This is a genomic window from Enterobacter sp. C4G1, assembly GCF_052886895.1.
The window spans coordinates 1,714,396-1,735,651 of record NZ_JBQVVV010000002.1 but is presented as its reverse complement, the minus strand read 5'-3'; the positions used below and the strand labels follow the sequence as shown (position 1 = coordinate 1,735,651).

20 protein-coding genes are annotated in these 21,256 nt (G+C 54.4%); 9 read left to right on the top strand and 11 right to left on the bottom strand.

The window, feature by feature from the left end; genetic code table 11:
- Positions 1-88: 88 nt before the first annotated feature.
- Genes ACT9TW_RS22115 through celB form a run of 3 tightly spaced genes read right to left on the bottom strand, consistent with a single transcriptional unit; the run spans position 89 to position 3,792 of the window.
- A complete protein-coding gene (locus ACT9TW_RS22115; protein ID WP_446493864.1) occupies positions 89-1,513 on the bottom strand; it encodes a leucyl aminopeptidase family protein in 1,425 nt (474 codons plus the stop codon).
- Positions 1,514-1,515: 2 nt separating this feature from the next.
- Positions 1,516-2,469 (bottom strand): N(4)-(beta-N-acetylglucosaminyl)-L-asparaginase, encoded by a 954-nt coding sequence (locus tag ACT9TW_RS22110; RefSeq protein WP_446493704.1) that lies wholly within the window; start codon positions 2,467-2,469, stop codon positions 1,516-1,518.
- Between the two features lie 3 nt (positions 2,470-2,472).
- Entirely contained in the window at positions 2,473-3,792 is a 1,320-nt protein-coding gene (gene celB, locus ACT9TW_RS22105) for a PTS cellobiose transporter subunit IIC (protein ID WP_182061985.1), read from the bottom strand.
- 159 nt (positions 3,793-3,951) lie between these two features.
- Here celB and ACT9TW_RS22100 point away from each other — a divergent pair, with 159 nt between their 5' ends.
- Positions 3,952-4,776, top strand: coding sequence for an XRE family transcriptional regulator (locus tag ACT9TW_RS22100; RefSeq protein WP_446493703.1), 825 nt, complete (start codon positions 3,952-3,954; stop codon positions 4,774-4,776).
- Here the strand turns inward: ACT9TW_RS22100 and arsC are convergent.
- Positions 4,773-5,129 (bottom strand): arsenate reductase (glutaredoxin), encoded by a 357-nt coding sequence (gene arsC / locus ACT9TW_RS22095; protein WP_182061983.1) that lies wholly within the window; start codon positions 5,127-5,129, stop codon positions 4,773-4,775. The two genes, ACT9TW_RS22100 and arsC, sit on opposite strands and share 4 nt — an antisense overlap.
- 18 nt (positions 5,130-5,147) lie before the next feature.
- Positions 5,148-6,611, bottom strand: a complete 1,464-nt coding sequence (gene bepA / locus ACT9TW_RS22090) for a beta-barrel assembly-enhancing protease (RefSeq protein ID WP_182061982.1) — start codon at positions 6,609-6,611, stop codon at positions 5,148-5,150.
- Positions 6,612-6,832: 221 nt separating this feature from the next.
- On the opposite strand from bepA, the gene ACT9TW_RS22085 reads away from it, so the two are divergent.
- A complete protein-coding gene (locus ACT9TW_RS22085) occupies positions 6,833-7,897 on the top strand; it encodes an AI-2E family transporter (protein WP_446493702.1) in 1,065 nt (354 codons plus the stop codon).
- 138 nt (positions 7,898-8,035) lie between these two features.
- Here the strand turns inward: ACT9TW_RS22085 and bcp are convergent, their stop codons facing one another.
- Entirely contained in the window at positions 8,036-8,506 is a 471-nt protein-coding gene (bcp, locus tag ACT9TW_RS22080; protein WP_446493701.1) for a thioredoxin-dependent thiol peroxidase, read from the bottom strand.
- A complete protein-coding gene (locus ACT9TW_RS22075) occupies positions 8,506-9,075 on the bottom strand; it encodes a glycine cleavage system transcriptional repressor (RefSeq protein WP_446493700.1) in 570 nt (189 codons plus the stop codon). Before ACT9TW_RS22075 ends, bcp begins: the two co-directional genes overlap by 1 nt.
- A gap of 145 nt (positions 9,076-9,220) precedes the next feature.
- Here ACT9TW_RS22075 and dapA point away from each other — a divergent pair, with 145 nt between their 5' ends.
- The 6 genes from dapA (at position 9,221) to ypfH (ending at position 15,733) form a co-directional block, all read left to right on the top strand.
- Entirely contained in the window at positions 9,221-10,099 is an 879-nt protein-coding gene (dapA, locus tag ACT9TW_RS22070; RefSeq protein WP_446493699.1) for a 4-hydroxy-tetrahydrodipicolinate synthase, read from the top strand.
- A 16-nt stretch (positions 10,100-10,115) separates the two neighbouring features.
- A complete protein-coding gene (bamC, locus tag ACT9TW_RS22065) occupies positions 10,116-11,150 on the top strand; it encodes an outer membrane protein assembly factor BamC (protein WP_182061977.1) in 1,035 nt (344 codons plus the stop codon).
- Positions 11,151-11,259: 109 nt separating this feature from the next.
- Positions 11,260-11,973 (top strand): phosphoribosylaminoimidazolesuccinocarboxamide synthase, encoded by a 714-nt coding sequence (gene purC, locus ACT9TW_RS22060; protein WP_446493698.1) that lies wholly within the window; start codon positions 11,260-11,262, stop codon positions 11,971-11,973.
- Positions 11,974-12,093: 120 nt separating this feature from the next.
- A complete protein-coding gene (ypfJ, locus tag ACT9TW_RS22055; RefSeq protein WP_446493697.1) occupies positions 12,094-12,960 on the top strand; it encodes a KPN_02809 family neutral zinc metallopeptidase in 867 nt (288 codons plus the stop codon).
- 3 nt (positions 12,961-12,963) lie between these two features.
- The gene (locus ACT9TW_RS22050; RefSeq protein ID WP_446493696.1) at positions 12,964-14,964 is read left to right on the top strand and encodes a tRNA(Met) cytidine acetyltransferase TmcA; all 2,001 of its coding nucleotides are present in this window, start codon (positions 12,964-12,966) and stop codon (positions 14,962-14,964) included.
- A 73-nt stretch (positions 14,965-15,037) separates the two neighbouring features.
- Positions 15,038-15,733, top strand: coding sequence for an esterase (gene ypfH, locus ACT9TW_RS22045; protein WP_182061974.1), 696 nt, complete (start codon positions 15,038-15,040; stop codon positions 15,731-15,733).
- 48 nt (positions 15,734-15,781) lie between these two features.
- Here the strand turns inward: ypfH and ACT9TW_RS22040 are convergent, their stop codons facing one another.
- The 3 genes from ACT9TW_RS22040 to ACT9TW_RS22030 are packed head-to-tail and all read right to left on the bottom strand — an operon-like array spanning position 15,782 to position 17,492.
- Entirely contained in the window at positions 15,782-15,979 is a 198-nt protein-coding gene (locus ACT9TW_RS22040; protein WP_059179411.1) for a YpfN family protein, read from the bottom strand.
- A 25-nt stretch (positions 15,980-16,004) separates the two neighbouring features.
- Entirely contained in the window at positions 16,005-17,132 is a 1,128-nt protein-coding gene (gene dapE, locus ACT9TW_RS22035) for a succinyl-diaminopimelate desuccinylase (RefSeq protein WP_259830914.1), read from the bottom strand.
- 3 nt (positions 17,133-17,135) lie between these two features.
- A complete protein-coding gene (locus ACT9TW_RS22030; RefSeq protein WP_182061973.1) occupies positions 17,136-17,492 on the bottom strand; it encodes an ArsC family reductase in 357 nt (118 codons plus the stop codon).
- Between the two features lie 385 nt (positions 17,493-17,877).
- On the opposite strand from ACT9TW_RS22030, the gene ypfM reads away from it, so the two are divergent.
- Positions 17,878-17,937 (top strand): protein YpfM, encoded by a 60-nt coding sequence (gene ypfM, locus ACT9TW_RS22025; RefSeq protein ID WP_015572204.1) that lies wholly within the window; start codon positions 17,878-17,880, stop codon positions 17,935-17,937.
- A 189-nt stretch (positions 17,938-18,126) separates the two neighbouring features.
- Here ypfM and acrD read toward each other — a convergent pair whose 3' ends face one another.
- A complete protein-coding gene (gene acrD, locus ACT9TW_RS22020) occupies positions 18,127-21,240 on the bottom strand; it encodes a multidrug efflux RND transporter permease AcrD (RefSeq protein ID WP_446493695.1) in 3,114 nt (1,037 codons plus the stop codon).
- Positions 21,241-21,256 lie beyond the last annotated feature (16 nt).

Here is a 21,256-nt window from a genome sequence, read left to right as displayed (position 1 = left end):
CGCCCGGTGGCGCTGCGCTTACCGGGCCTACGAAAACCCGCCACGATCTGTAGGCCGGGTAAGGCGCAGCCGCCACCCGGCAACACATTCAGGCATCATCCCCCATCAGGTGCTCCATCAGCAGCGGAATCGGTCTGCCCGACGCCACGCTCCGTCCATTCTCACGCCACAATGCCGTACCGCTAATATCCAGATGTGCCCACGGGATCGTCGGTGGGCAGAAGTGATGCAGTAGCCAGGCTGCCGACGCGCTAATCGCCGCGTTGTTGGTGGGCGTGTTGCACAGATCGGCGATAGCGCTGTCGGTCTGTTTTTTCAGCCGCGCATCCAGAGGCAGTGACCACACTTCGTCGCCGCTCTGTTGGCCTGCCCGGGTAAGCGCATGGCGTAATGGCTCATCCTGGGTCATCAGTCCGCTTAGCTCATACCCCAGTGCTTTCACCACTGCACCGGTTAACGTCGCCATATCAATAATATAGCGCGCCTGCGGATGGCGCTTGCTGGCCCAGGCGATAGCGTCTGCCAGCACCAGCCGCCCTTCAGCATCGGTATTGTTGATTTCAACCGTGGTCCCGTTGCAGGCCGTCGCCACTGTGCCTGGCTGCATGGCATCCGGGCCAATCGCATTCTCTGCCAGGGCCAGCACACCCATGATCCGAACGGGCAGACCCTGCTCTGCAACGCTGAGCATCAAACCCAGCACGTTTGCCGCACCGCACATGTCATATTTCATGGTGTACATGCCCGCGCCTTCTTTCAGCCACAGACCGCCGGTATCAAACGTAATGCCTTTGCCCACGTAGCAGCGCACCGGGCCATCAGGTACACCGTTATAGTGGATGGCCAGCAGGCGCGGTGGGCAGGTGGCACCTTTGCCAACGGCGTGCAGCAGCCCCAGACCTTGCGCCACGATCTGCCGTTCATCAAGCACCTCGCAGTGCAGGGCAGGGAATGCGGCACACAGTTTTTGCGCCTCTTCGACCACAAACTGTGGGGTACAACGATCGGAAGGGAGATCGGCAAGGCGTCTTGCGGCGACCATGCCCTGTGCAATGGCCTGCTGCTGGCGGAAGAATGTTTCCAGTCGTGCCTGCTGTTCCGGCCGACAGAGAGCGGTAATGTGGCAAAGCCGGACGGCGGTTTCGTCGGTTTTCTTCAGCTGTAAATCGCTCAGGGAATGGGCCTGATTAAAGAGAAACCGCAGCACCTGTACCAGGACCGTATCGTGGATGTTCGTCACATCAAGTATGACCTCATGGCTGACGTGGGCGGCGAACAGGGCGCGCAGTGCGGCAAGTAAGCCCCCGGTCAGCGTCTCGTGCCAAAAAGGCTCTGGCAGCAGGGTTATCCGGGAAAACGGGGCGCAGCCAAAACGGGTATCGGCAACGGTTTTGTGTTCACGCATTTCAGCGATAAGCGCGGTGTCCGGCAGCTGTGAGCAGGATGTACAGGCAATCAGGTGACTCTGCGGCTTAGCCTGTGAAAGGGTGGTTATGAGTTGCCAGGTAATCATCATTATTCCTCAATCGGGGCGCGAATACGTGCGGCATAAGCCTGCATCCAGTCATCATCGACGGCCTGATAATGGGTTTTCTCCCGCAACCGCTCAGTGCGAAACACCGTGAGCGGCTGACGGGCGGTGGCCACCACGAACGAGAAGGTTTTGATGTTAGTCGCCGCGCCGAATTCGCCTTTGTTATTCATACAGACAACGGAGAGATCCCCCACGCGGCCAAAGCGGGACATCAGCTTATCTTCCAGCTCAAAAACCACCGAGTCAGCCGCCTGTTGCGGTGACATTCCCTGTGCCATCCGGCGCACAATTTCGTAGCTGGTGCAGCCTTTCATCAGATCTTCACCCACGCCGGTGGCGGTGGCTGCGCCGGTTTCACTGTCACAGTAAAAGCCGGAGCCAATGATGGGCGAATCACCAATGCGGCCACGCTTTTTCATAAACAGGCCGCTGGTAGAGGTCGCCACGCTCATCGAGCCCTGTTTATCCAGGCCGATAACGCCGACGGTATCGTGGCCATCGTACGGACTTAAGCCCTTATCTAGCGTTTCGCGGCAGCGTTTGCGGTAATGCTGCATGGCGCGGTCGGTCAGCATGGTTTTGTCGGCAAAGCCCTGGCTCAGCGCCCACTCGCGCGCGCCCTGGCCAACCAGCAGGCTGTTATAGCGCTGGCGGCTTAATGCGTGGGCAACACGCACCGGGTTGGCAATATCCACCAGATTACCCACGGCGCCAAAGGCCAGCGAATCGCCGTCCATGTAAGCGGCGTCGAGTTCGACTTCGCCATTCTCCGTGGGTAGCCCGCCATAGCCGACGGATTTATACAACGGGAAGTCCTCTACGGTGGCGACAGCATCCACAACTGCTGTTGCCACCGGTTTCCCCGCAGCCAGTGCAGACGCAGACTCCGTTACCCCTTCAAGCGCCATTCGCCAGGTCGCGATAATTCCCCACATGCTTTACTCCTGTTTAGCCAGTGTGGTTTCGGTTTGCGTAAGGGTGGCAATTTCCGCCGCGCGGTACTGTTTATCCACGATACGCATGAAAGGCAGGTACAGCATCGCGCCGATCAACAAATTGATAAGCTGCATGACGCTACCGCTGAGGTGTCCGGTGACGATGAAACCGCTGATGACGGGAGGCAGCGTCCAGGGAATAAAGACCCCGGTGGTGACAGCAACCGCACCGATTTTCATCGCCGCATACTGCACGGTGACCAGCACCAGCGGGACAAGATTGAAGGGGATAAGCATGATGGGGTTCATAATAACTGGCAGGCCAAACAGGATCGGCTCGTTAATGTTGAACACCGATGCTCCTGCGCCAAGCCGGGCCACTTCGCGCATATTTTTACTGCGGGCGAAAATCAGCATGGCTATCACCAGCGACAGGGTTGCACCTGCGCCACCCATCCAGATCATGTCAAAAAACTGTTCAGTGATAATGTGCGGCGGGGTTGTACCCGCCTGGATAGCGGCGATGTTATCGGTCTGGTTCTCCATCCACAGCGGGCGGATAATGCCGTTGATCATCGAGCCGGAGTTAATGCCCACTGACCACAGAATGGTAATACTGAACACCGTCATCAGCGCGCCAAAATAGGACGTGCCATAGTGGCGCACCGGCGTGGCGACGACCTCGTAAATAAACTGGTGAATGGTGTGGTAGTGGGTGTTTTCGAAGACAATGCGTATAACCAGCACCAGAATCATGACCAGCAGCGCCGGGATCAGCGCCGCAAACGACTCCTGCACCGCAGGCGGTACGCCATCCGGCATTTTGATGACCAGATTTTTGCGCTTCAGCCAGCAGAACAGCTCTGTCCACAGCAGCGAGCCAATCATCGCCACAAACAGCCCCTTACTGCCTATCCATTCTACCGGCATCACGGTAATACCCCCGTTTTCGGCCACCTTGATAAACGGGGTCAGGATCAAGAATGCCACCAGCGCAAGAATGCCGCAGGAGATGCGGTCTTCACCGTAATGTTCGGCCAGGCGGAAGGCGACCAGGAAGCTAATGAACAACGACATGGTCGAGAACACCGCATTGAACGGGATTTCGATAATTGAGCTCCAGCTCTCGCCAAAGGCTTGCGCCATAAAGTGCTGATAGGTTTGATTCGGGAACGACGAGATCACCAGCAGTATCGAGCCAACGATGATAAATGGCATGAATGAAACGTAGGCACCGCGAATGGCTCCAAGATGACGCTGTTGCGCCGTTTTCGCTGCCAGCGGCATCAGTTTTGCTTCAAGAAATCCCAGAACATTGTTCATTGTGAACTCCGTACAAGATTGAGTGGTGTTGTTTATGTTATGTCTGTGGATTATCAGTGAAGCGGGGTGGCTGAAAGGTGAAATTGGTCACATTGTATTCGCTTAGGTACTATAAATCTCATAAGATTGGTTATAAGAAAATTAACTGGAACACTCGCGATGGAAATCAAACTGCACGCCAACGCTACAACCACGCCGCGTATTCGTCGCTATCTTCAGCAGTCTGATAAGAGCGACAGGGAGCTGGCTATAGAGCTTGGTATCTCTGTGACAACCGTCAGGCGCTGGCGCAATCGCGAACAGGTTTCAGATAATCACACCACGCCAAAAATGATACACAAAGCGATGAGACAAGAGCAGGTTTCACTGGTGAATCACCTTCGCGATACCACTGGCGCGCCGCTGGATGAATTACTCCTGCTGGTCAATGAAGGGCTGGACATTGCCGTTTCACGCGCTACGCTGAACCGCTACCTGAAACCTGCGTCTGCAAAAACCAGAAACGCACCAGTGCAGGGTAAAAAGGCGTTAAAGGCAGGTGTTGTGCCCCGCCAGCTTGCGTTGCACCATCAGCCGTTATCACTGCATATGGATGATGGCGGAGAGCAACATCTGCTGTGGGCGCGTGAGCCTGTAAGCGGATGGCTGTATGCCCGTCTTTATGCCGGTGTTTCACCCCAGCTGCTGACGAACTGGACGCAGGCGCTGCTGGATGCCTGTCCGGCTGATATACAATCTCTTGAGACTTTTGGTTTTGACGTCGCTCTGCCAGGGCGCGATATCGCGGTGAAGGTCCATGCTGCTAAACACAATGCCGTCCAGGTGGCTGTTCCATTAGGGGAGATTATTCCGCGTGTGAATGTTGAACCTGCCGGGCAGCTTCTGATCCAGATGTGTGATTTCTACAACCAGGGAAAAACGCAGAAAAAGCTGGGGGATTGTACGCCGCAGGCCTTTCTCGAAGCGCTGCGGCGTAAGGATTAGAGGATTTCGAGCACGTCTTCCGGCGGGCGACCAATACGCGCCTGGCCGTTAGCCACGACTATCGGGCGCTCAATCAGCTTTGGATTTTCAACCATCGCCTGAACCAACTGATCTTCAGTAAGATGTGAATCATCCAGATTGAGCGACTTATACAGGTCTTCTTTCTGGCGCATCAGTTCTCTTGCGCTGCCCATTCCCAGCATGTGCAGCAGCTGGCGGATAGTCTGTGCATCCGGCGGTGTCTCCAGATACAACACCACGTCCGGGTCCAGACCGTTAGCCTTCAGCAGGCTGAGGGTGTCGCGGCTCTTGGAGCAGCGAGGGTTGTGGTAGATTTTTACCGCGTCTGTCATGACCTGATCTCTCCTTTATTACATCTTTTCATACGGCTTGAAGCGCTGCTGCAAACCGCGCAGCTGATCGATTCTGGCATCGTAGCGAGCCTGTTGCAGGCTGCCGAGCTTAACCTGCGAGCTAGCATTGCTTAACAGCGAAATCGCCTGATCGAGACGGCCGACCAGTGCAAAACCTTCAGCACGCGCAGCCAGCTCCTGATCGCGGTTGCCCAGCTGTGCTTCCGCTTGTGCCAGTAAATCCCAGCCGTTCTGGTCGTCTTTATTATTAAAGGTGTAGCGGTTAAGAATGTTTGCTGCTTCGTTTGGCTGGCCGCCCTGTAAGTAAGCATTCGCCAGGTTTAATTGCAGTACCGGGTTGGTACGCACATCTTTTGCGCCCTTCAGGCGATTAATGGCATCGGTGGCTTTCTTCTGCCCCAGGTCGATATCGGTGGCAAGGTCGAGATACCACGCATTATTCGGGTCTGCCGACAGAAGAGGTTGCAGTGCTTTGCGCGCCTCATCATATTTGTCGGCTTCCATCGCCTGCAACGCCTGGCCATACTGCGCCGCGTTTTTCTCGCGGACGTTGCCTTTGGCCAGCGCATCCAGCAGATCGCTGGTAAGCATATTACGCCCGGATTTGTACATCCCCAGCGTTCTGATTTTCGCCATGTAGAAATCCTGCGACGACTGTACTACCACCGGACGCATCTGGTTGGCACGGTTACGCGCATCTGACAGGCGGCTTTCCGGCAGGGGGTGAGTCAGTAAGATTTCAGGTGGTCGTGTTGAATAGCGTGCCTGATCGAGCAGTTTTTCCAGGAAGGTTGGCATGGCCTGGGGATCGAAGCCTGCACGTTGCAACACCTGAATACCGATTCGGTCCGCTTCTTGTTCGTTCTGCTGAGTAAAACTGATCATGCCCTGGCGCGTGCCGGCCAGCGTACCGGTTAACGCTGCCATCCCGGCCTGCGGGCTGGCCATTGCCAGCAAAATAGAGCCCAGTGCGCCAACCCAGGTGAGTGGGGCATTACGTTTCTGGTCTTCCATCGCGCGCGCCAGGTGGCGCTGCGTTACGTGGGAGATTTCGTGCGCCATTACCGAAGCGAGCTGGCTTTCGTTATCGGAGTAGCGGAATAACGCCGAATGCAGCACCACGTTGCCGCCGAAGAAGGCGAAGGCGTTGATTTCGTCGTTATTAATTAAATAGAAGTGGAACGGGGTTTTCACCGAGTTGGCGTGCGCGACAAGGCGCATCCCCAGGCCGTTGATGTATTGCACCAGCAGCGGGTCATTAATGAGCGGAGCACTGCCACGCAACTGGCGAACGTAGTAATCACCCATTTGCATCTCCTGTCCAATGGAGAGCGTGCTTCCTGCTGAGGTGCCCATATCCGGCAAAGTATCGGCAGAGTCAGCAAAAGCAGGCATGACCTGACCGACTGTCAGTGCGGCGATAAGTGTCGCAACCAGTGTTTTTCTCAACTGCCTGAACATAACCACTGTCCTGTATTTTGGGTGTGCTAATTTGACCGACGAACCCGTACTTCGTTCATCACCACTGCCCTGCGAGTGTAGCCGTGTTGCAGCGTGAAGAAAATCCCATTCATCAGGCTTTTGCGGATCGTTACCGTGATACAAAAAGCGAAAGTCTTTTTTGTGACAGTTAGATACAATTCACATTCTCACTCCCGCCATTCGATTCAGGGAAGGGTTGTATGCTCGAAATGTTAATGCAGTGGTACCGGCGTCGTTTTAGCGACCCGGAAGCCATTGCTTTGCTCGTCATTCTGGTTGCCGGATTCGGTATTCTGTTCTTCTTTAGCGGCCTGCTGGCTCCGCTGCTGGTGGCCATCGTTCTGGCGTATCTGCTGGAGTGGCCAACGGTGCGCCTGGAAAATATCGGCTGCTCACGTCGCTGGGCGACCAGCATCGTGCTGGTGCTGTTTGTCGGTATTCTGTTGCTGATGTCTTTTGTGGTGATGCCGGTTGCCTGGCAGCAGGGCATTAACCTTATCCGCGATATGCCCGGCATGTTGAATAAACTCTCCGATTTTGCCGCCACGCTACCGCGTCGTTATCCCGCGTTGATGGACGCCGGGATTATCGATGCGATGGCCGAAAATATGCGCGCCCGGATAATGACGATGGGGGATTCCGTAGTGAAATATTCCCTGGCGTCTCTGGTCGGGCTGCTGACGCTGGCGGTGTATCTGGTGCTGGTTCCGTTAATGGTTTTCTTCCTGGTTAAAGATAAAGAGCAGATGCTGAATGCGGTGCGGCGCATTCTTCCGCGCAATCGTGGTCTGGCCGGGCAGGTCTGGGAAGAGATGAATCAGCAAATCACCAACTACATTCGCGGCAAAGTGCTGGAGATGATTGTGGTGGGTGTGGCGACCTGGATTGGCTTCCTGATCTTCGGCCTTAACTACTCGCTGCTGTTGGCGGTGCTGGTAGGGTTTTCGGTGCTCATCCCGTATATCGGCGCTTTTGTGGTGACGATCCCGGTGGTGGGCGTTGCGCTGTTCCAGTTTGGTCTGGGCACCGAGTTCTGGAGCTGTTTCGCGGTGTACCTGATCATTCAGGGGCTGGATGGTAATCTGCTGGTGCCGGTGCTGTTCTCTGAGGCCGTGAACCTGCATCCGCTGGTGATTATCTTATCGGTGGTGATTTTTGGCGGGCTGTGGGGATTCTGGGGCGTGTTTTTTGCCATTCCGCTGGCGACGCTGATTAAGGCGGTGGTTCACGCATGGCCGGATGTGCCGGCGGTGGAAGAGACGTAGTTTTTGTGCGGCCTGATGCCCTCACCCCGGCCCTCTCCCACGGGGAGAGGGGGAAAACACTAAAAACGGCAACCAGGTTGCCGTTTTACATTTATCTTGTAGGTCGGGTAAGGCGAAGCCGCCACCCGACACTCACTTTCAGGCACTTTGTTTCAGCCAGTTCAACACCACATCGTGGTGGTTGCTGGTTTTGAAGTCATCAAACACATGCTCAACTTTACCGTCAGCGTCGACTAGGAAGCTGATGCGATGAATACCGTCGTAGGTTTTACCCATAAAGGTTTTCTCGCCCCAGACACCAAACTGCTCGCACACCTGGTGTTCTTCGTCGGAAAGCAGCGTGAAGTTCAGCAGCTCTTTCTCAGCAAAACGTGACAGTTTTTCTGGTTTGTCGGTGCTGATCCCCAGCACTTCCACACCGACTTTTTTCAACTCGTCCATGTTGTCACGTAAACCGCAGGCCTGTACGGTACAGCCCGGCGTCATGGCTTTCGGGTAGAAATAGACCAGAACACGCTGTCCCTGGAAGTCGGTTAAATTTACTTGCTCGCCGTCTTGATCTGGCAGGCTAAATTTCGGTGCGATGTCACCGGCTTTCAGTGGATTCATTAATCAACTCCATCTTGTTCATGCTGCGAATAATTGACGACGCTTATACTGCCTTGCGCGTGTAATTCTGTACAGAGGGCTTTAAACGCTTGCTCAATATTTGACGCATCCTGCGAAGCAGGGCAGTGCGCCGTAATCTGAATAAACAGCATTGGAAGGGCGCTGTCATCGCCGGTCTGGGTACGGGAAACCAGCTCAGCAATGTTCATCTGATGGCTGTCAAAAAGCGCGGTAAAGCGTTCAATAAGATGTGGTGAGTCAGGTACTTCAACCTGCACCCACACGGTCGCAGGCATAGCAGGACGCGGGCGTGCCGTGGTGCGTTTCATCACGATCAATAAATCCAGCTCCGCACCTTTTAGCGGCAGGGTCGATTCAATTAACGTGATGGCGTTCCATGTCCCTGAAAGCAACATAATAAATGTGAACTCTTCGCCCAGCATCGCCAGGCGGCTGTCTTCGATATTACAGCCGCAGCTGCTTACGTGGCGGGTGATGGTGTTCACGATACCCGGCCTGTCAGCACCCAGCGCAGTGATAACCAGGTAATGTTGTGATGAGGTTGTCAAACCCGTTCTTCCTTTGCTTGGTTAAGTCTTCCTAAGGAAAGCATAAAAAAAACATGCATACAACCGCCTGAGAGCCTCAGGTCGCTTGCTTTTATTACAGTTCCAAACGTAACATTGAGGCTCTTGTTCGCACAGAGGATGGCTCATGTTCACGGGAAGTATTGTCGCGCTTGTTACACCGATGGATGAAAAAGGTAATGTCTGCCGGTCAAGCATGAAGAAGCTCATTGATTACCATGTCGCCAATGGAACCTCGGCGATCGTTTCGGTAGGGACTACCGGTGAATCTGCAACGCTGAGCCATGAAGAGCACGGCGATGTGGTTATGCTGACCCTGGAGCTGGCCGATGGACGTATTCCGGTCATCGCAGGAACGGGCGCTAATGCAACCGCAGAAGCTATCAGCCTGACCAAACGTTTTAACGACAGCGGCATTGTTGGCTGTCTGACGGTAACGCCATATTACAACCGTCCTACTCAGGAAGGTTTGTTCCAGCATTTCAAAGCCATCGCTGAACATACTGACTTGCCACAAATTCTGTATAATGTGCCGTCCCGTACCGGGTGCGATATGCTGCCGGAAACAGTTGGCCGCCTCTCGAAAGTAAAAAATATTATCGGGATTAAAGAAGCGACCGGGAACTTAAGTCGCGTTCACCAGATCAAAGAGCTGGTTTCAGATGACTTTATCCTGCTGAGCGGTGATGATGCGACCGCGCTGGACTTTATGCAGCTGGGTGGCCATGGCGTGATTTCCGTAACCGCTAACGTTGCGGCTCGTGATATGGCCGAAATGTGCAAACTGGCTGCGGCCGGTCATTTCGATGAAGCTCGCGTGATTAACCAGCGTCTGATGCCGTTGCACAATAAATTATTTGTCGAACCCAATCCGATCCCAGTGAAATGGGCTTGTAAGGAATTGGGACTTGTAGCGACCGACACGTTGCGTCTGCCAATGACACCGATTACCGACCACGGTCGTGAAATCGTTGCAGCAGCGCTGAAACATGCCGGTTTGCTGTAAAGTTTAGGGAGATTTGATGGCTTATTCAGTACAGAAGTCGCGCCTGGCGAAGGTTGCGAGTGTTTCGCTTGTTATGCTGCTCGCTGCCTGTAGCTCAGATTCACGCTACAAGCGCCAGGTGAGCGGTGATGAATCCTATCTGGAAGCGACACCGCTTGCTGAACTTCACGCACCCGCGGGAATGATCCTGCCGATTCAGAACGGCGATTATAATATCCCCGTGACCAACGGTAGTGGTCAGGTTGGTAAAGCGCTTGATATTCGTCCGCCAGCTCAGCCTCTGGCTCTGGTGAATGGGGCGCGTACCCAGTTTACTGGTGATACGGCCTCTCTGATGGTTGAAAACAGTCGTAACAATACGTTGTGGCCGCAGGTTGTTAGCGTGATCCAGTCGAAGAACTACACGATTGCGAAACGCGATGACGCCAGCCAGACGTTAACCACTGACTGGGTTGACTGGAACCGCCTGGATGAAGATCAGCAGTACCGTGGTCGTTATCAAGTCTCCGTTAAACCTCAGGGTTACCAGCAGGCTGTTACCGTTAAACTGCTGAACCTGGAGCAGGCTGGTAAGCCGGTTGCCGATCCTTCCTCAATGCAGCGTTACAGCACTGAAATGCTGAACGTCATCGCTTCAGGGCTGGACAAAAATGCGACTGACGCTGCAAACGCTGCGCAGAGCCGCAACGGTGCAACCTTCGACGTTCAAAGCGCCGCAGATGATACCGGTCTGCCAATGCTGGTGGTGCGTGCACCGTTTAACCAGACCTGGCAGCGCCTGCCAGCAACACTTGAAAAAGTGGGCATGAAAGTGACCGACAGCACCCGTTCAACGGGTAGCATGACGGCAACCTACAAGCCGCTGTCTGATAGCGCATGGCAGGAACTGGGAGCACACGATCCAGATCTGGCCTCGGGCGACTACAAAATTCAGGTTGGCGACCTCGATAACCGCAGTAGCTTGCAGTTTATTGATCCGAAAGGTCACACGCTGACCCAGTCGCAGAATGATGCGCTGGTCGCGGTCTTCCAGGCTGCATTCAGCAAATAAAAAAGAGGGCTGGTTAATCCAGCCCTTTTTATTTTAGTGCCACGCAAACGTGTGCGTGGCATAATATCCCCAGTTTTGAACACAAATCATCACACCAGGAGTAATGAAGATGCAGAAGCAAGCTGAGTTGTATCGTGGCAAAGCGAAAACCGTATACAGCACGGAAAACCCGGATCTGTTGGTGCTCGAATTCCGCAATGATACGTCAGCAGGGGATGGCGCGCGCATTGAGCAGTTCGACCGTAAAGGCATGGTAAACAACAAGTTCAACCATTTCATTATGACCAAACTGGCCGAAGCGGGCATTCCGACTCAGATGGAAGCGTTGCTGTCCGACACGGAATGTCTGGTGAAAAAACTGGATATGGTTCCGGTTGAGTGTGTTGTACGTAACCGTGCCGCGGGCTCCCTGGTGAAGCGTCTTGGCATTGAAGAAGGTATCGAGTTGAACCCGCCGTTGTTTGACCTGTTCCTGAAAAACGATGCAATGCACGACCCGATGGTTAACGACTCTTACTGCGAAACCTTCGGCTGGGTGAACAAAGAGAACCTGGCTCGCATGAAAGAGCTGACCTACAAAGCCAACGACGTGCTGAAAAAACTGTTTGATGATGCCGGTCTGATCCTGGTCGACTTCAAACTGGAATTCGGTCTGTTCAAAGGTGAAGTGGTGCTCGGCGATGAGTTCTCTCCGGACGGCAGCCGTCTGTGGGACAAAGAAACGCTGGATAAAATGGACAAAGACCGTTTCCGTCAGAGCCTGGGTGGCCTGATTGAAGCCTATGAAGCGGTTGCTCGTCGTTTAGGCGTTAAGCTCGACTAAGTCCAGCCTCTGCCAAAGGATGTACGCATCCTTTGGCGTCTTACCTTTGTTTCCTATGGTAATCTTGCCGTTAACCGCCTACGATCATATCTATTGTTAATGGAATAGTTCGAGGTAGTTATGCGCTGGCAAGGGCGTCGTGAAAGTGACAATGTAGAAGACAGGCGCAGCAGCGGCGGCGGCCCTATGATGGGCGGCCCCGGTTTCCGTTTACCGGGCGGGAAGGGCGGCATTATTTTGCTGGTCATCGTGCTGATCGCGGGCTACTACGGCGTCGATCTAACCGGTTTAATGACCGGAGAACCGTTACAACAGCAGCAACAAACTCAGCGCTCCATCAGCCCGAATGAAGATGAAGCCGCTAAATTCACCTCTGTTATTCTGGCGACCACGGAAGATACCTGGGGCCAGCTTTTCGACAAGATGGGGCGAACCTATCAACAGCCAAAACTGGTGATGTACCGCGGTGCGACCCGCACCGGATGTGGCACCGGCCAGTCAGTGATGGGGCCTTTCTACTGCCCGGCTGATGGCACCGTCTATATTGACCTCTCTTTCTACGATGACATGAAACGCAAACTGGGCGCGGATGGCGATTTTGCCCAGGGCTATGTCATTGCCCACGAAGTGGGGCATCACGTGCAAAAATTGCTGGGAATTGAACCGAAAGTACGCCAGCTGCAACAAAATGCCTCTCAGGCAGAAGTGAACCGTCTCTCCGTCCGTATGGAACTGCAGGCAGACTGCTTTGCGGGCGTCTGGGGCCACAGTATGCAGCAGCAAGGTGTGCTGGAAACCGGTGATTTGGAAGAGGCATTAAACGCCGCGCAGGCTATTGGTGACGATCGTCTCCAGCAGCAAAGCCAGGGCCGCGTCGTGCCGGACAGCTTCACGCACGGAACATCCGAACAACGCTACACTTGGTTTAAACGCGGTTTCGCCAGCGGCGATCCGGCGCAATGTAACACCTTCGGCAAAGCACTGTAAGACATGCCTTTTGAACGTCTGACTGGCCAGTTACAGCGCAGAGGGCATCGTCATCTGGTGGTATTGAGCGGTGATGGACGCTGGGCGAAGGAGCAGGCGCTGGCCTTACGCGAACAGCTGCGAGGAGACTGGCTGTGGGTGGGGGAGCACGCTCCCGTTGAGCCACACAGCGCACCCAAGGCGTTAAGCGGGCTGTTGGGGCGTGAGTTCCTTCATGCCATCTTTGATGCCCGCAGTGGCTTTGACGTATCGGCTTTTGCCGCGCTGAGCGGCACGTTACGTGCCGGCAGCCTGCTGGTATTGCTTCTTCCTCCGCTTTCCAACTGGGCTAATCAACCTGACGCCGACTCCCTGCGCTGGAGCGACAGCGCAGAGCCTATTACCACTCCGCATTTTGTTCACCATTTTTGCCGTGTTATCGCGGCCGACCCGGATGTGGTGTTATGGCAGCAGCACTCGCCATTGCATCTCAGGCCACTTCCCCCATCGCACGACTGGCAGCCCGCTAACGGAGAGCCGCAGCGTGAACAGGCTGCGATCCTTGCGCAGCTTCTGGCTATGCAAGAGGGGGGCGCTGCCGTAACGGCAGCGCGCGGGCGCGGGAAATCCGCCCTTGCGGGGATGCTTCTGAATAGCATAGATGGCAGCGCCGTTGTAACCGCACCAGCCAAAGGGGCAACGGATGTCATTGCCCGTTTTGCCGGTGAAAATTATCGCTTTATGGCCCCGGATGCACTGCTGGCGTCTAGCGTTCAGGCTGACTGGCTGATCGTTGATGAAGCAGCGGCCATCCCGGGTCCACTACTTGAAAAGCTGGTGAGACGTTTCCCCCGTGTATTGCTCACCACCACCGTTCAGGGCTACGAAGGGACGGGCAGGGGCTTTTTACTGAAATTCTGCGCCCGGTTTAGCGGGTTGCAGCGCTTTACGTTATCCGCCCCGATCCGCTGGGCGGCAGGCTGCCCACTGGAGCGAGTCGTCGCGAAAGCGTTGCTGTTTGATGATGCGCTTATTGATTGTATTCCCAAAGGCGAGATACGTATCAGGGCGTTAGAGCCTCAGGCGTGGGAAAGCCACCCGGAATTAACCGCCAGTGTGTATGAGCTATTATGCGCGGCACATTACCGCACCTCTCCGCTTGATTTACGCCGCATGATGGACGCGCCAGGCCAGCATTTTTCAGTGGCAGAAACCGATGATGCCATCGCCGGGGCGCTGTGGCTGGTGGAGGAGGGCGGGTTAACGGCTGGGCTGAGCCAGGCCGTCTGGGCGGGATATCGTCGCCCACGCGGTAACCTTGTCGCCCAGTCTCTTGCCGCACATGGGGGCTCTCCTCTGGCCGCCACGCTCACGGGCAGAAGAGTCACCCGTATTGCCGTCCATCCGGCTCGCCAGCGCGAAGGTACAGGACATGCGCTCATTCACAGCGCAAAACAGTACACGCAACAGGATTACCTGTCGGTGAGTTTTGGTTATACCGATGAGCTTTGGCATTTCTGGCGGCAGTGCGGTTTTGTACTGGTACGAATGGGCAGCCATCGCGAGGCCAGCAGCGGCTGTTATACGGCGATGGCATTACTGCCATTAAGTGATGCGGGGCATCAGCTTTGCGCGCAGGCGCACCAGCAGCTTTGCCGGGATGCGCGCGTGTTGTCGGCCTGGAATACAGAAAAGATCCCAGTGGAAGATAGCTGGGAAGCTACCCTTAATAATGACGACTGGCTTGAGCTGGCAGGGTTCGCCTTTGCACATCGGCCATTTTCCACATCAGTGGCCGCGTTAACACGTCTGTTGCTGACGGTGGAGGCTCCGCTCCCGGCACTGCGCGGCAAAATCGAAGGGTATAAGGATGACACAACGCTCAGCGCTGAACTGGCGCTCGGCGGGCGAAAAGCACTGCTGGTCATGCTTCGTGCTGAAACGGCGCAGATGCTGGAATATCTGGACTCCGACCGCTGTCAGCGGCTGAAGCGCGACATTTTGCAATGGCAATTTTTTCAATGACTTCTTCAGTAAAGTGGCATGGTCATTACCCCAGAGAGGCGTAGAATCCAGGTCATCAATTAAGGAGACCGCCATGAAACACGACCATTTTGTTGTTCAACGTCCTGACAAACCGGCTAAACAGTTACTGCTTCTGTTTCATGGTGTTGGTGATAATGCCGTCAATATGGGTCAGATTGGCAGCTGGTTCGCGCCGCTTTTCCCGGACGCGATGATTGTCAGTGTCGGTGGTGTAGAGCCGTGCGGCCCGAACGGACGGCAGTGGTTTTCCGTGCAGGGCGTGACCGAAGAGAATCGTCAGGCGCGTATTGATGCCATTATGCCAACCTTTATTGAAACGGTTCGCTACTGGCAGCAAGAGAGCGGCGTGGGCGCGGAGGCCACTGCGCTTATCGGTTTCTCCCAGGGCTCGATTATGTCCCTTGAAAGCGTCAAAGCGCAGCCCGGGCTGGTATCCCGCGTGATAGCCTTTAACGGCCGCTTTGCCACCTTACCGCAAAGTGCAACCACGCAGACCACCATCCACCTTATTCACGGTGGTGAAGACCGGGTGATTGAGCTTTCTCATGCGGTTGCCGCTCAGGAAGCCCTGATTCGCGGTGGTGGTGATGTGACGCTGGATATTGTTGATGATCTGGGACACGCCATCGACGATCGCAGTATGCAGTTTGCGCTTGACCATTTGCGCTATACCGTGCCGAAGCACTACTTCGATGAAGCGCTAAGCGGCGGTAAGCCGAATGACGATAATATTGTCGAGTTTATGTGATGAAATTCAGCCCTCTCCCCACGGGGAAGAGGGCTGAGATAGAGAGGATTACTTCTTCTGGTCTTTCTTCGGCCAGTTGTCGTCATCGTCCCATTTGTCGTTAAAATCACGGTGTGGCGGGAGTTCCGGTTTGTTGGCAAGGAACTTTTTATGGTCAACACGTTTCAGATCTTTAATGACGTTGAGCAACACGCCGACCAAAAAAACCAACACCAGAATCCACCAATATTTCGCCAGCCAATCCATTCGCTATTCCTTCTCAGAGCATTCGTCAGGCGACGAGTTGCTCCATGATACGTTGATACATGCGGGCCAACAGCTGCAAATCTGCTGCATTTACACATTCATTAATTTTATGAATGGTGGCATTCACCGGGCCCAGTTCTACAACCTGCGCACCCATACGAGCGATAAAGCGCCCGTCTGATGTTCCGCCGGTCGTCAACAGTTGTGGCTTTATTTCATTATAGTGCGCGATAGCATTCACCACCGCGTCCACCAGTTTCCCGCGCTGCGTCAGGAATGGCTGACCCGAAAGCCACCAGTCGACGGTGTAGCGCAGTGAATATTTTTCCAGCAGCGCCACAACGCGGGCTTTGATCATCTCGTCGGTCAACTCGGTGCTGAAACGGAAGTTGAACTGCACGTAAAAATCACCCGGAATGACGTTATTGCTGCCCGTGCCAGCCTGCACGTTGGCGATCTGCATACTGGTCGGCGGGAAGAATTCATTGCCTTTATCCCACTCAATCGCGACCAGCTCATTCAGCATCGGTGCGGCACGGTGAACAGGGTTATCTGCAAGGTGCGGATAGGCAACGTGCCCCTGGACGCCATGAATGGTCAGATTACAGGTCAGCGAGCCACGACGGCCATTTTTCACCACATCACCGACCACTTCGGTGCTGGATGGTTCGCCCACCAGGCAGTAATCCAGGCGCTCGTTACGCGCCATCAGCGCTTCAACGACCTTCACGGTACCATTGTGCGCGCTGGCTTCTTCATCAGAGGTGATCAGAAACGCGAGGCGGTTTTTATGGTTCGGGTGTTGGGCAACAAAGCGCTCAGCTGCAACGACCATTGCCGCCAGCGAGCCTTTCATGTCTGCCGCGCCACGGCCAAACAGCATTCCGTCGCGGATAGTCGGTTCGAACGGTGGGTTGATCCAGCGGTCTGCATCCCCGGCGGGAACCACGTCGGTATGCCCGGCAAAGGCCAGCGTTTCACCCTGACCACGCCAGGCCCAGAAGTTCTGTGTATCGCCAAAATCCATACGTTCGACGGTAAAACCGATCGCACGCAGGCGCTCAATCATTAATGCCTGACAACCTGCGTCGTCCGGGCTGAGGGAAGGACGGCGAATAAGCTGCTGAGTCAGCTCAATGACCGGGCATGACATAGACTACACCTCAACGAAAAAAGTCTGATAAAGAGAATCACTAAAGCCCAGCAGCATAGGCTGCCCGGGCGCGCAGAGCAATGGGCGTTTGATAATTGCTGGCATTTCCAGCATCAGTTTAGCTGCGCTGGTCGCGTCGTTGATACTGGCGCGAAGCGATTCGTCCAGTTTTCTCCAGGTGGTGCCCCGGGTATTCAGCAGCGCTTCCCAGCCCAGTTCTGCGATAGCAGTATGCAGAAATTCTGCATCAAGACCGTCGGCGCGGTAATCATGAAAACGATACTCTACACCGTGCGTTTCCAGCCAGCGACGCGCTTTTTTGATGGTGTCGCAATTTTTAATGCCGTACATCACAACCATGTTGAATCCTTTTGTTCTTATGATGGTTAAACATTCAATTATTTCGAAGATATATCCTTAAATGGAATATAACACATTCAGGGAATCGCTGATTTACAATTCTTCTTAATTCAACGCACACCTGTAAGCTGAATATTCTTTCATCTTTTAAGCATAGATGTCCATATTGTTTAAATTCCTAATAAAGTCAGTGTTTAATTTAAATCTCATTCGCCCGCATGGTTATTTCAAAATATTGCTATTGGTCACATAAAATTTAAGAGTCTGCGCCCATATTTAGTTTAAATCCCGATGAGAAGCGGGCCTAATCACAGTAATTGGTTAAAATGTCTTCACAGTGATGATGGGTTTACGTAGAATGCGCATAATAATAAGAGAGGTCGTTATGATTGAACGTGAACTGGGGAACTGGAAAGATTTTATCGAAGGTATGCTTCGTAAATGACTTTCAGTAGAAATTGCAAGAGCACTAAAATAACTAAAATAATCATAGTGTGAATTAATCACACAATAAAAAGGCGGCCTTAAGAGCCGCCTTTTTTATACCTTTCATAAGCCAGATAGCCAGGGCGATGGCCTAACCTACGCACCGCCCGTCATACAACCCGAATTATTTCGGCTATATTTCATTGTGTTATTCAGGACGCTCCTTCAGCGGGAAGCGCCGACGCACCAGCACAAAGAACAGCGGAACAAAATAGATGGCCAGAATGGTGGCTGAAATCATACCCCCCATTACGCCTGTACCAACCGCATGTTGGCTACTTGAACCTGCGCCTGAGCTGGTCGCCATCGGCAAGACGCCGAACACAAACGCCAGTGACGTCATCAGGATCGGGCGTAAGCGCTGACGGCAGGCGTGCAGCGTGGCCGACATCAGATCGTGACCTTTGGCATTCATCTCGTTGGCAAACTCAACAATCAGAATGGCATTTTTCGCTGACAAGCCAATCACGGTGAGCAACCCGACCTGGAAGTAGACATCGTTTTCCAGCCCTCGCATCCAGGTCGCCAGCAGCGCACCGATCACGCCAAGCGGCACAACCAGCATGACGGAGAACGGCACTGACCAGCTTTCATAAAGCGCAGCAAGGCAAAGGAAGACCACCAGCAGTGAGAGGGCATAAAGGGCAGGAGCCTGGGCGCCAGAGAGCCGTTCCTGGTAAGACATTGCCGTCCATTCGAGGCCAAATCCGTTCGGCAACTGCTGCACCAGTTTTTCCATGGTGTCCATCGCGGTCCCTGTACTGACGCCCGGTGCGGCTTCACCGACGATTTCTACCGCAGAATAGCCATCGTAACGCTCCAGACGTGGAGAACCACTTTCCCAGTGCGAGCTAGCGAAAGCAGAGAAGGGCACCATGCTGCCCGCATTGTTACGCACAAACCAGCGGTTGATATCATCCGGCAGCATTCGGAACTGTGCATCGGACTGGACGTAAACCTTTTTCACACGCCCCCGGTCCATAAAGTCATTCACATAGCTGGAGCCCCACGCCGTTTGCAACGTGTCGTTAATATCATCGATAGAAACGCCCAACGCCTGCGCCTTGCGCTGGTCAATATCGACCTGTAGCTGTGGGCTGTCATCAAGGCCGTTATGACGAACACGGGTCAGAGTGGCGTCTTTGCTTGTCAGGTCAAGCAGCTGGTCGCGCGCCGCCATTAAGGCCGTGTGTCCGGCACCGGCATGGTCCTGAAGCTCCATATCAAAACCGGCGGAGCTACCCAGCCCGCTGATGGCCGGCGGACTGCTGGCAAAGACGCGCGCTTCCTTAATTTTGTTAAACGCTTTGGTGGCGCGTTCGATAATGGCAAACGAGGTGCCCGTTTTCGTGTCGCGCTCATCCCAGTCTTTCAGGCGCACGAACATGCGCGCCACGTTTTGACCGTTGCCGCCAGGCCCGGAACCGACGGTTGAAAACACCGACACCACGTTGTCTTTCTCTTTGGTGAAGAAGTAGTGCTCAACTTTCTCGACCACTTTCAGCGTCTGCTGTTGCGTTGCCCCGCTGGGCAACTGCACGGATGTGGTGAACATACCGCGGTCTTCCATCGGCAGGAATGACGTAGGCAGATGCAGGAACAGCCATACCATTCCGCCCAGCAGCACAACGTAAATCATCATCCAGCGCAGGCTTCGGTGCAGCACCCGGCCAACACCCGCTTCATAACGCGCCGCGTTACGATTAAACATGCGGTTAAACCAGCCGAAGAAACCTTTCTGGCCGTGCTGTTCACCTTTATGCAGCGGTTTAAGGATCGTGGAACATAAGGCCGGGGTGAGGATCATCGCCACCAGCACCGAAAGCACCATTGCCGACACAATGGTGATGGAGAACTGGCGATAGATTGCACCGGTTGTGCCGCCAAAGAACGCCATCGGAATGAATACCGCCGAGAGCACCATCGCGATACCCACCAGCGCGCCCTGAATTTGCCCCATCGATTTACGCGTGGCGTCACGCGGCGAAAGCCCTTCCTCGCTCATGATTCGCTCGACGTTTTCGACCACCACGATGGCATCATCCACCAGCAGGCCTATCGCCAGCACCATCGCAAACATGGTCAGGGTGTTGATACTGTAGCCAAACGTGTAAAGCACCGCGAAGGTACCCAGCAGCACCACCGGCACTGCAATGGTCGGGATAAGCGTGGCGCGAAAGTTTTGCAGGAACAAATACATCACCAGGAACACCAGCGCGATGGCTTCGAGCAGGGTTTTCACCACGTCCTCAATTGAGGCCTTCACGAAGGAAGTGGTTTCGTAGGCGACTTTGTACTCCAGCCCGTGCGGGAAATACTGCGAAAGCTCGTCCAGACGATCCAGCACCAGCTTCGCGGTGGCCATTTCGTTCGCCCCGGACGCCAGTTTAATCCCCAGACCGGACGCCTGATTGCCGTTAAAGCGGCTCAGGTAGTCATATTTTTCCGCCCCCATTTCTACCGTGGCGACATCCCCCAGGCGTACTTCAGAGCCGTCCTGATTCACGCGCAGCGTAATATTGCGGAACTGATCAGGCGTTTGCAGCAGCGACTGTGAGTTGATGGTGGCATTCAGCGCCTGCTTATCAACGGAAGGGGTACCGCCCAGTTGCCCGACGGCGATTTGGGCGTTCTGGGATTTGATGGCGTCGGTGACGTCTGTCGCGGTCATCTGGACGCTGTTCAGCTTATTGGGATCCAGCCAGATGCGCATGGAATATTGCGAGCCGTAGGCATCGATATCGCCGACACCGTTGATACGGCTAATAGGATCCTGAATATTACTGGCAACGTAGTCCGCAATATCCTGCTTATCCATTGAACCATCGGTGGAAACAAACGCAATGGTCAGAATGTTGGTATCACCGGTTTTACGTACTGTGACCCCTTGGTTCTGGACCGCCTGAGGCAGCTTACGCATGGCCGATTGCAGCTGGTTTTGCACCTGCTGTACAGCTTCATCCGGGTTAGTACCGGCGGTAAAACTCAGGGTGACCGTCGCCTGCCCGGTGGCGCTACTTTGCGAGGACATGTACATCAGGTTATCGAGCCCGGTCATGTTCTGCTCGACGACCTGCGTTACCGTATTTTCCAGCGTCTGTGCCGACGCACCAGGGTAGTTTGCCGTGATACGTACGTTTGGCGGTGCCAGGTCGGGATATTGCTCAACAGGAAGTGAAGTAATAGCCAGGACGCCAGTCAGACACAAAATAATTGCTAGCACCCAGGCAAAAATGGGGCGATCGATAAAGAAATTCGCCATGAAAATGTGACCTCTT

Excerpts from the sequence above, each read along its gene's own strand:
- ACT9TW_RS22115 (WP_446493864.1), bottom strand. The coding sequence starts at position 1,513 with ATGATTACCTGGCAACTCATAACCACCCTTTCACAGGCTAAGCCGCAG.
- ACT9TW_RS22110 (WP_446493704.1), bottom strand. The coding sequence starts at position 2,469 with ATGTGGGGAATTATCGCGACCTGGCGAATGGCGCTTGAAGGGGTAACG.
- celB (WP_182061985.1), bottom strand. The coding sequence starts at position 3,792 with ATGAACAATGTTCTGGGATTTCTTGAAGCAAAACTGATGCCGCTGGCA.
- ACT9TW_RS22100 (WP_446493703.1), top strand. The coding sequence starts at position 3,952 with ATGGAAATCAAACTGCACGCCAACGCTACAACCACGCCGCGTATTCGT.
- arsC (WP_182061983.1), bottom strand. The coding sequence starts at position 5,129 with ATGACAGACGCGGTAAAAATCTACCACAACCCTCGCTGCTCCAAGAGC.
- bepA (WP_182061982.1), bottom strand. The coding sequence starts at position 6,611 with ATGTTCAGGCAGTTGAGAAAAACACTGGTTGCGACACTTATCGCCGCA.
- ACT9TW_RS22085 (WP_446493702.1), top strand. The coding sequence starts at position 6,833 with ATGCTCGAAATGTTAATGCAGTGGTACCGGCGTCGTTTTAGCGACCCG.
- bcp (WP_446493701.1), bottom strand. The coding sequence starts at position 8,506 with ATGAATCCACTGAAAGCCGGTGACATCGCACCGAAATTTAGCCTGCCA.
- dapA (WP_446493699.1), top strand. The coding sequence starts at position 9,221 with ATGTTCACGGGAAGTATTGTCGCGCTTGTTACACCGATGGATGAAAAA.
- bamC (WP_182061977.1), top strand. The coding sequence starts at position 10,116 with ATGGCTTATTCAGTACAGAAGTCGCGCCTGGCGAAGGTTGCGAGTGTT.
- purC (WP_446493698.1), top strand. The coding sequence starts at position 11,260 with ATGCAGAAGCAAGCTGAGTTGTATCGTGGCAAAGCGAAAACCGTATAC.
- ypfJ (WP_446493697.1), top strand. The coding sequence starts at position 12,094 with ATGCGCTGGCAAGGGCGTCGTGAAAGTGACAATGTAGAAGACAGGCGC.
- ACT9TW_RS22050 (WP_446493696.1), top strand. The coding sequence starts at position 12,964 with ATGCCTTTTGAACGTCTGACTGGCCAGTTACAGCGCAGAGGGCATCGT.
- ypfH (WP_182061974.1), top strand. The coding sequence starts at position 15,038 with ATGAAACACGACCATTTTGTTGTTCAACGTCCTGACAAACCGGCTAAA.
- ACT9TW_RS22040 (WP_059179411.1), bottom strand. The coding sequence starts at position 15,979 with ATGGATTGGCTGGCGAAATATTGGTGGATTCTGGTGTTGGTTTTTTTG.
- dapE (WP_259830914.1), bottom strand. The coding sequence starts at position 17,132 with ATGTCATGCCCGGTCATTGAGCTGACTCAGCAGCTTATTCGCCGTCCT.
- ACT9TW_RS22030 (WP_182061973.1), bottom strand. The coding sequence starts at position 17,492 with ATGGTTGTGATGTACGGCATTAAAAATTGCGACACCATCAAAAAAGCG.
- acrD (WP_446493695.1), bottom strand. The coding sequence starts at position 21,240 with ATGGCGAATTTCTTTATCGATCGCCCCATTTTTGCCTGGGTGCTAGCA.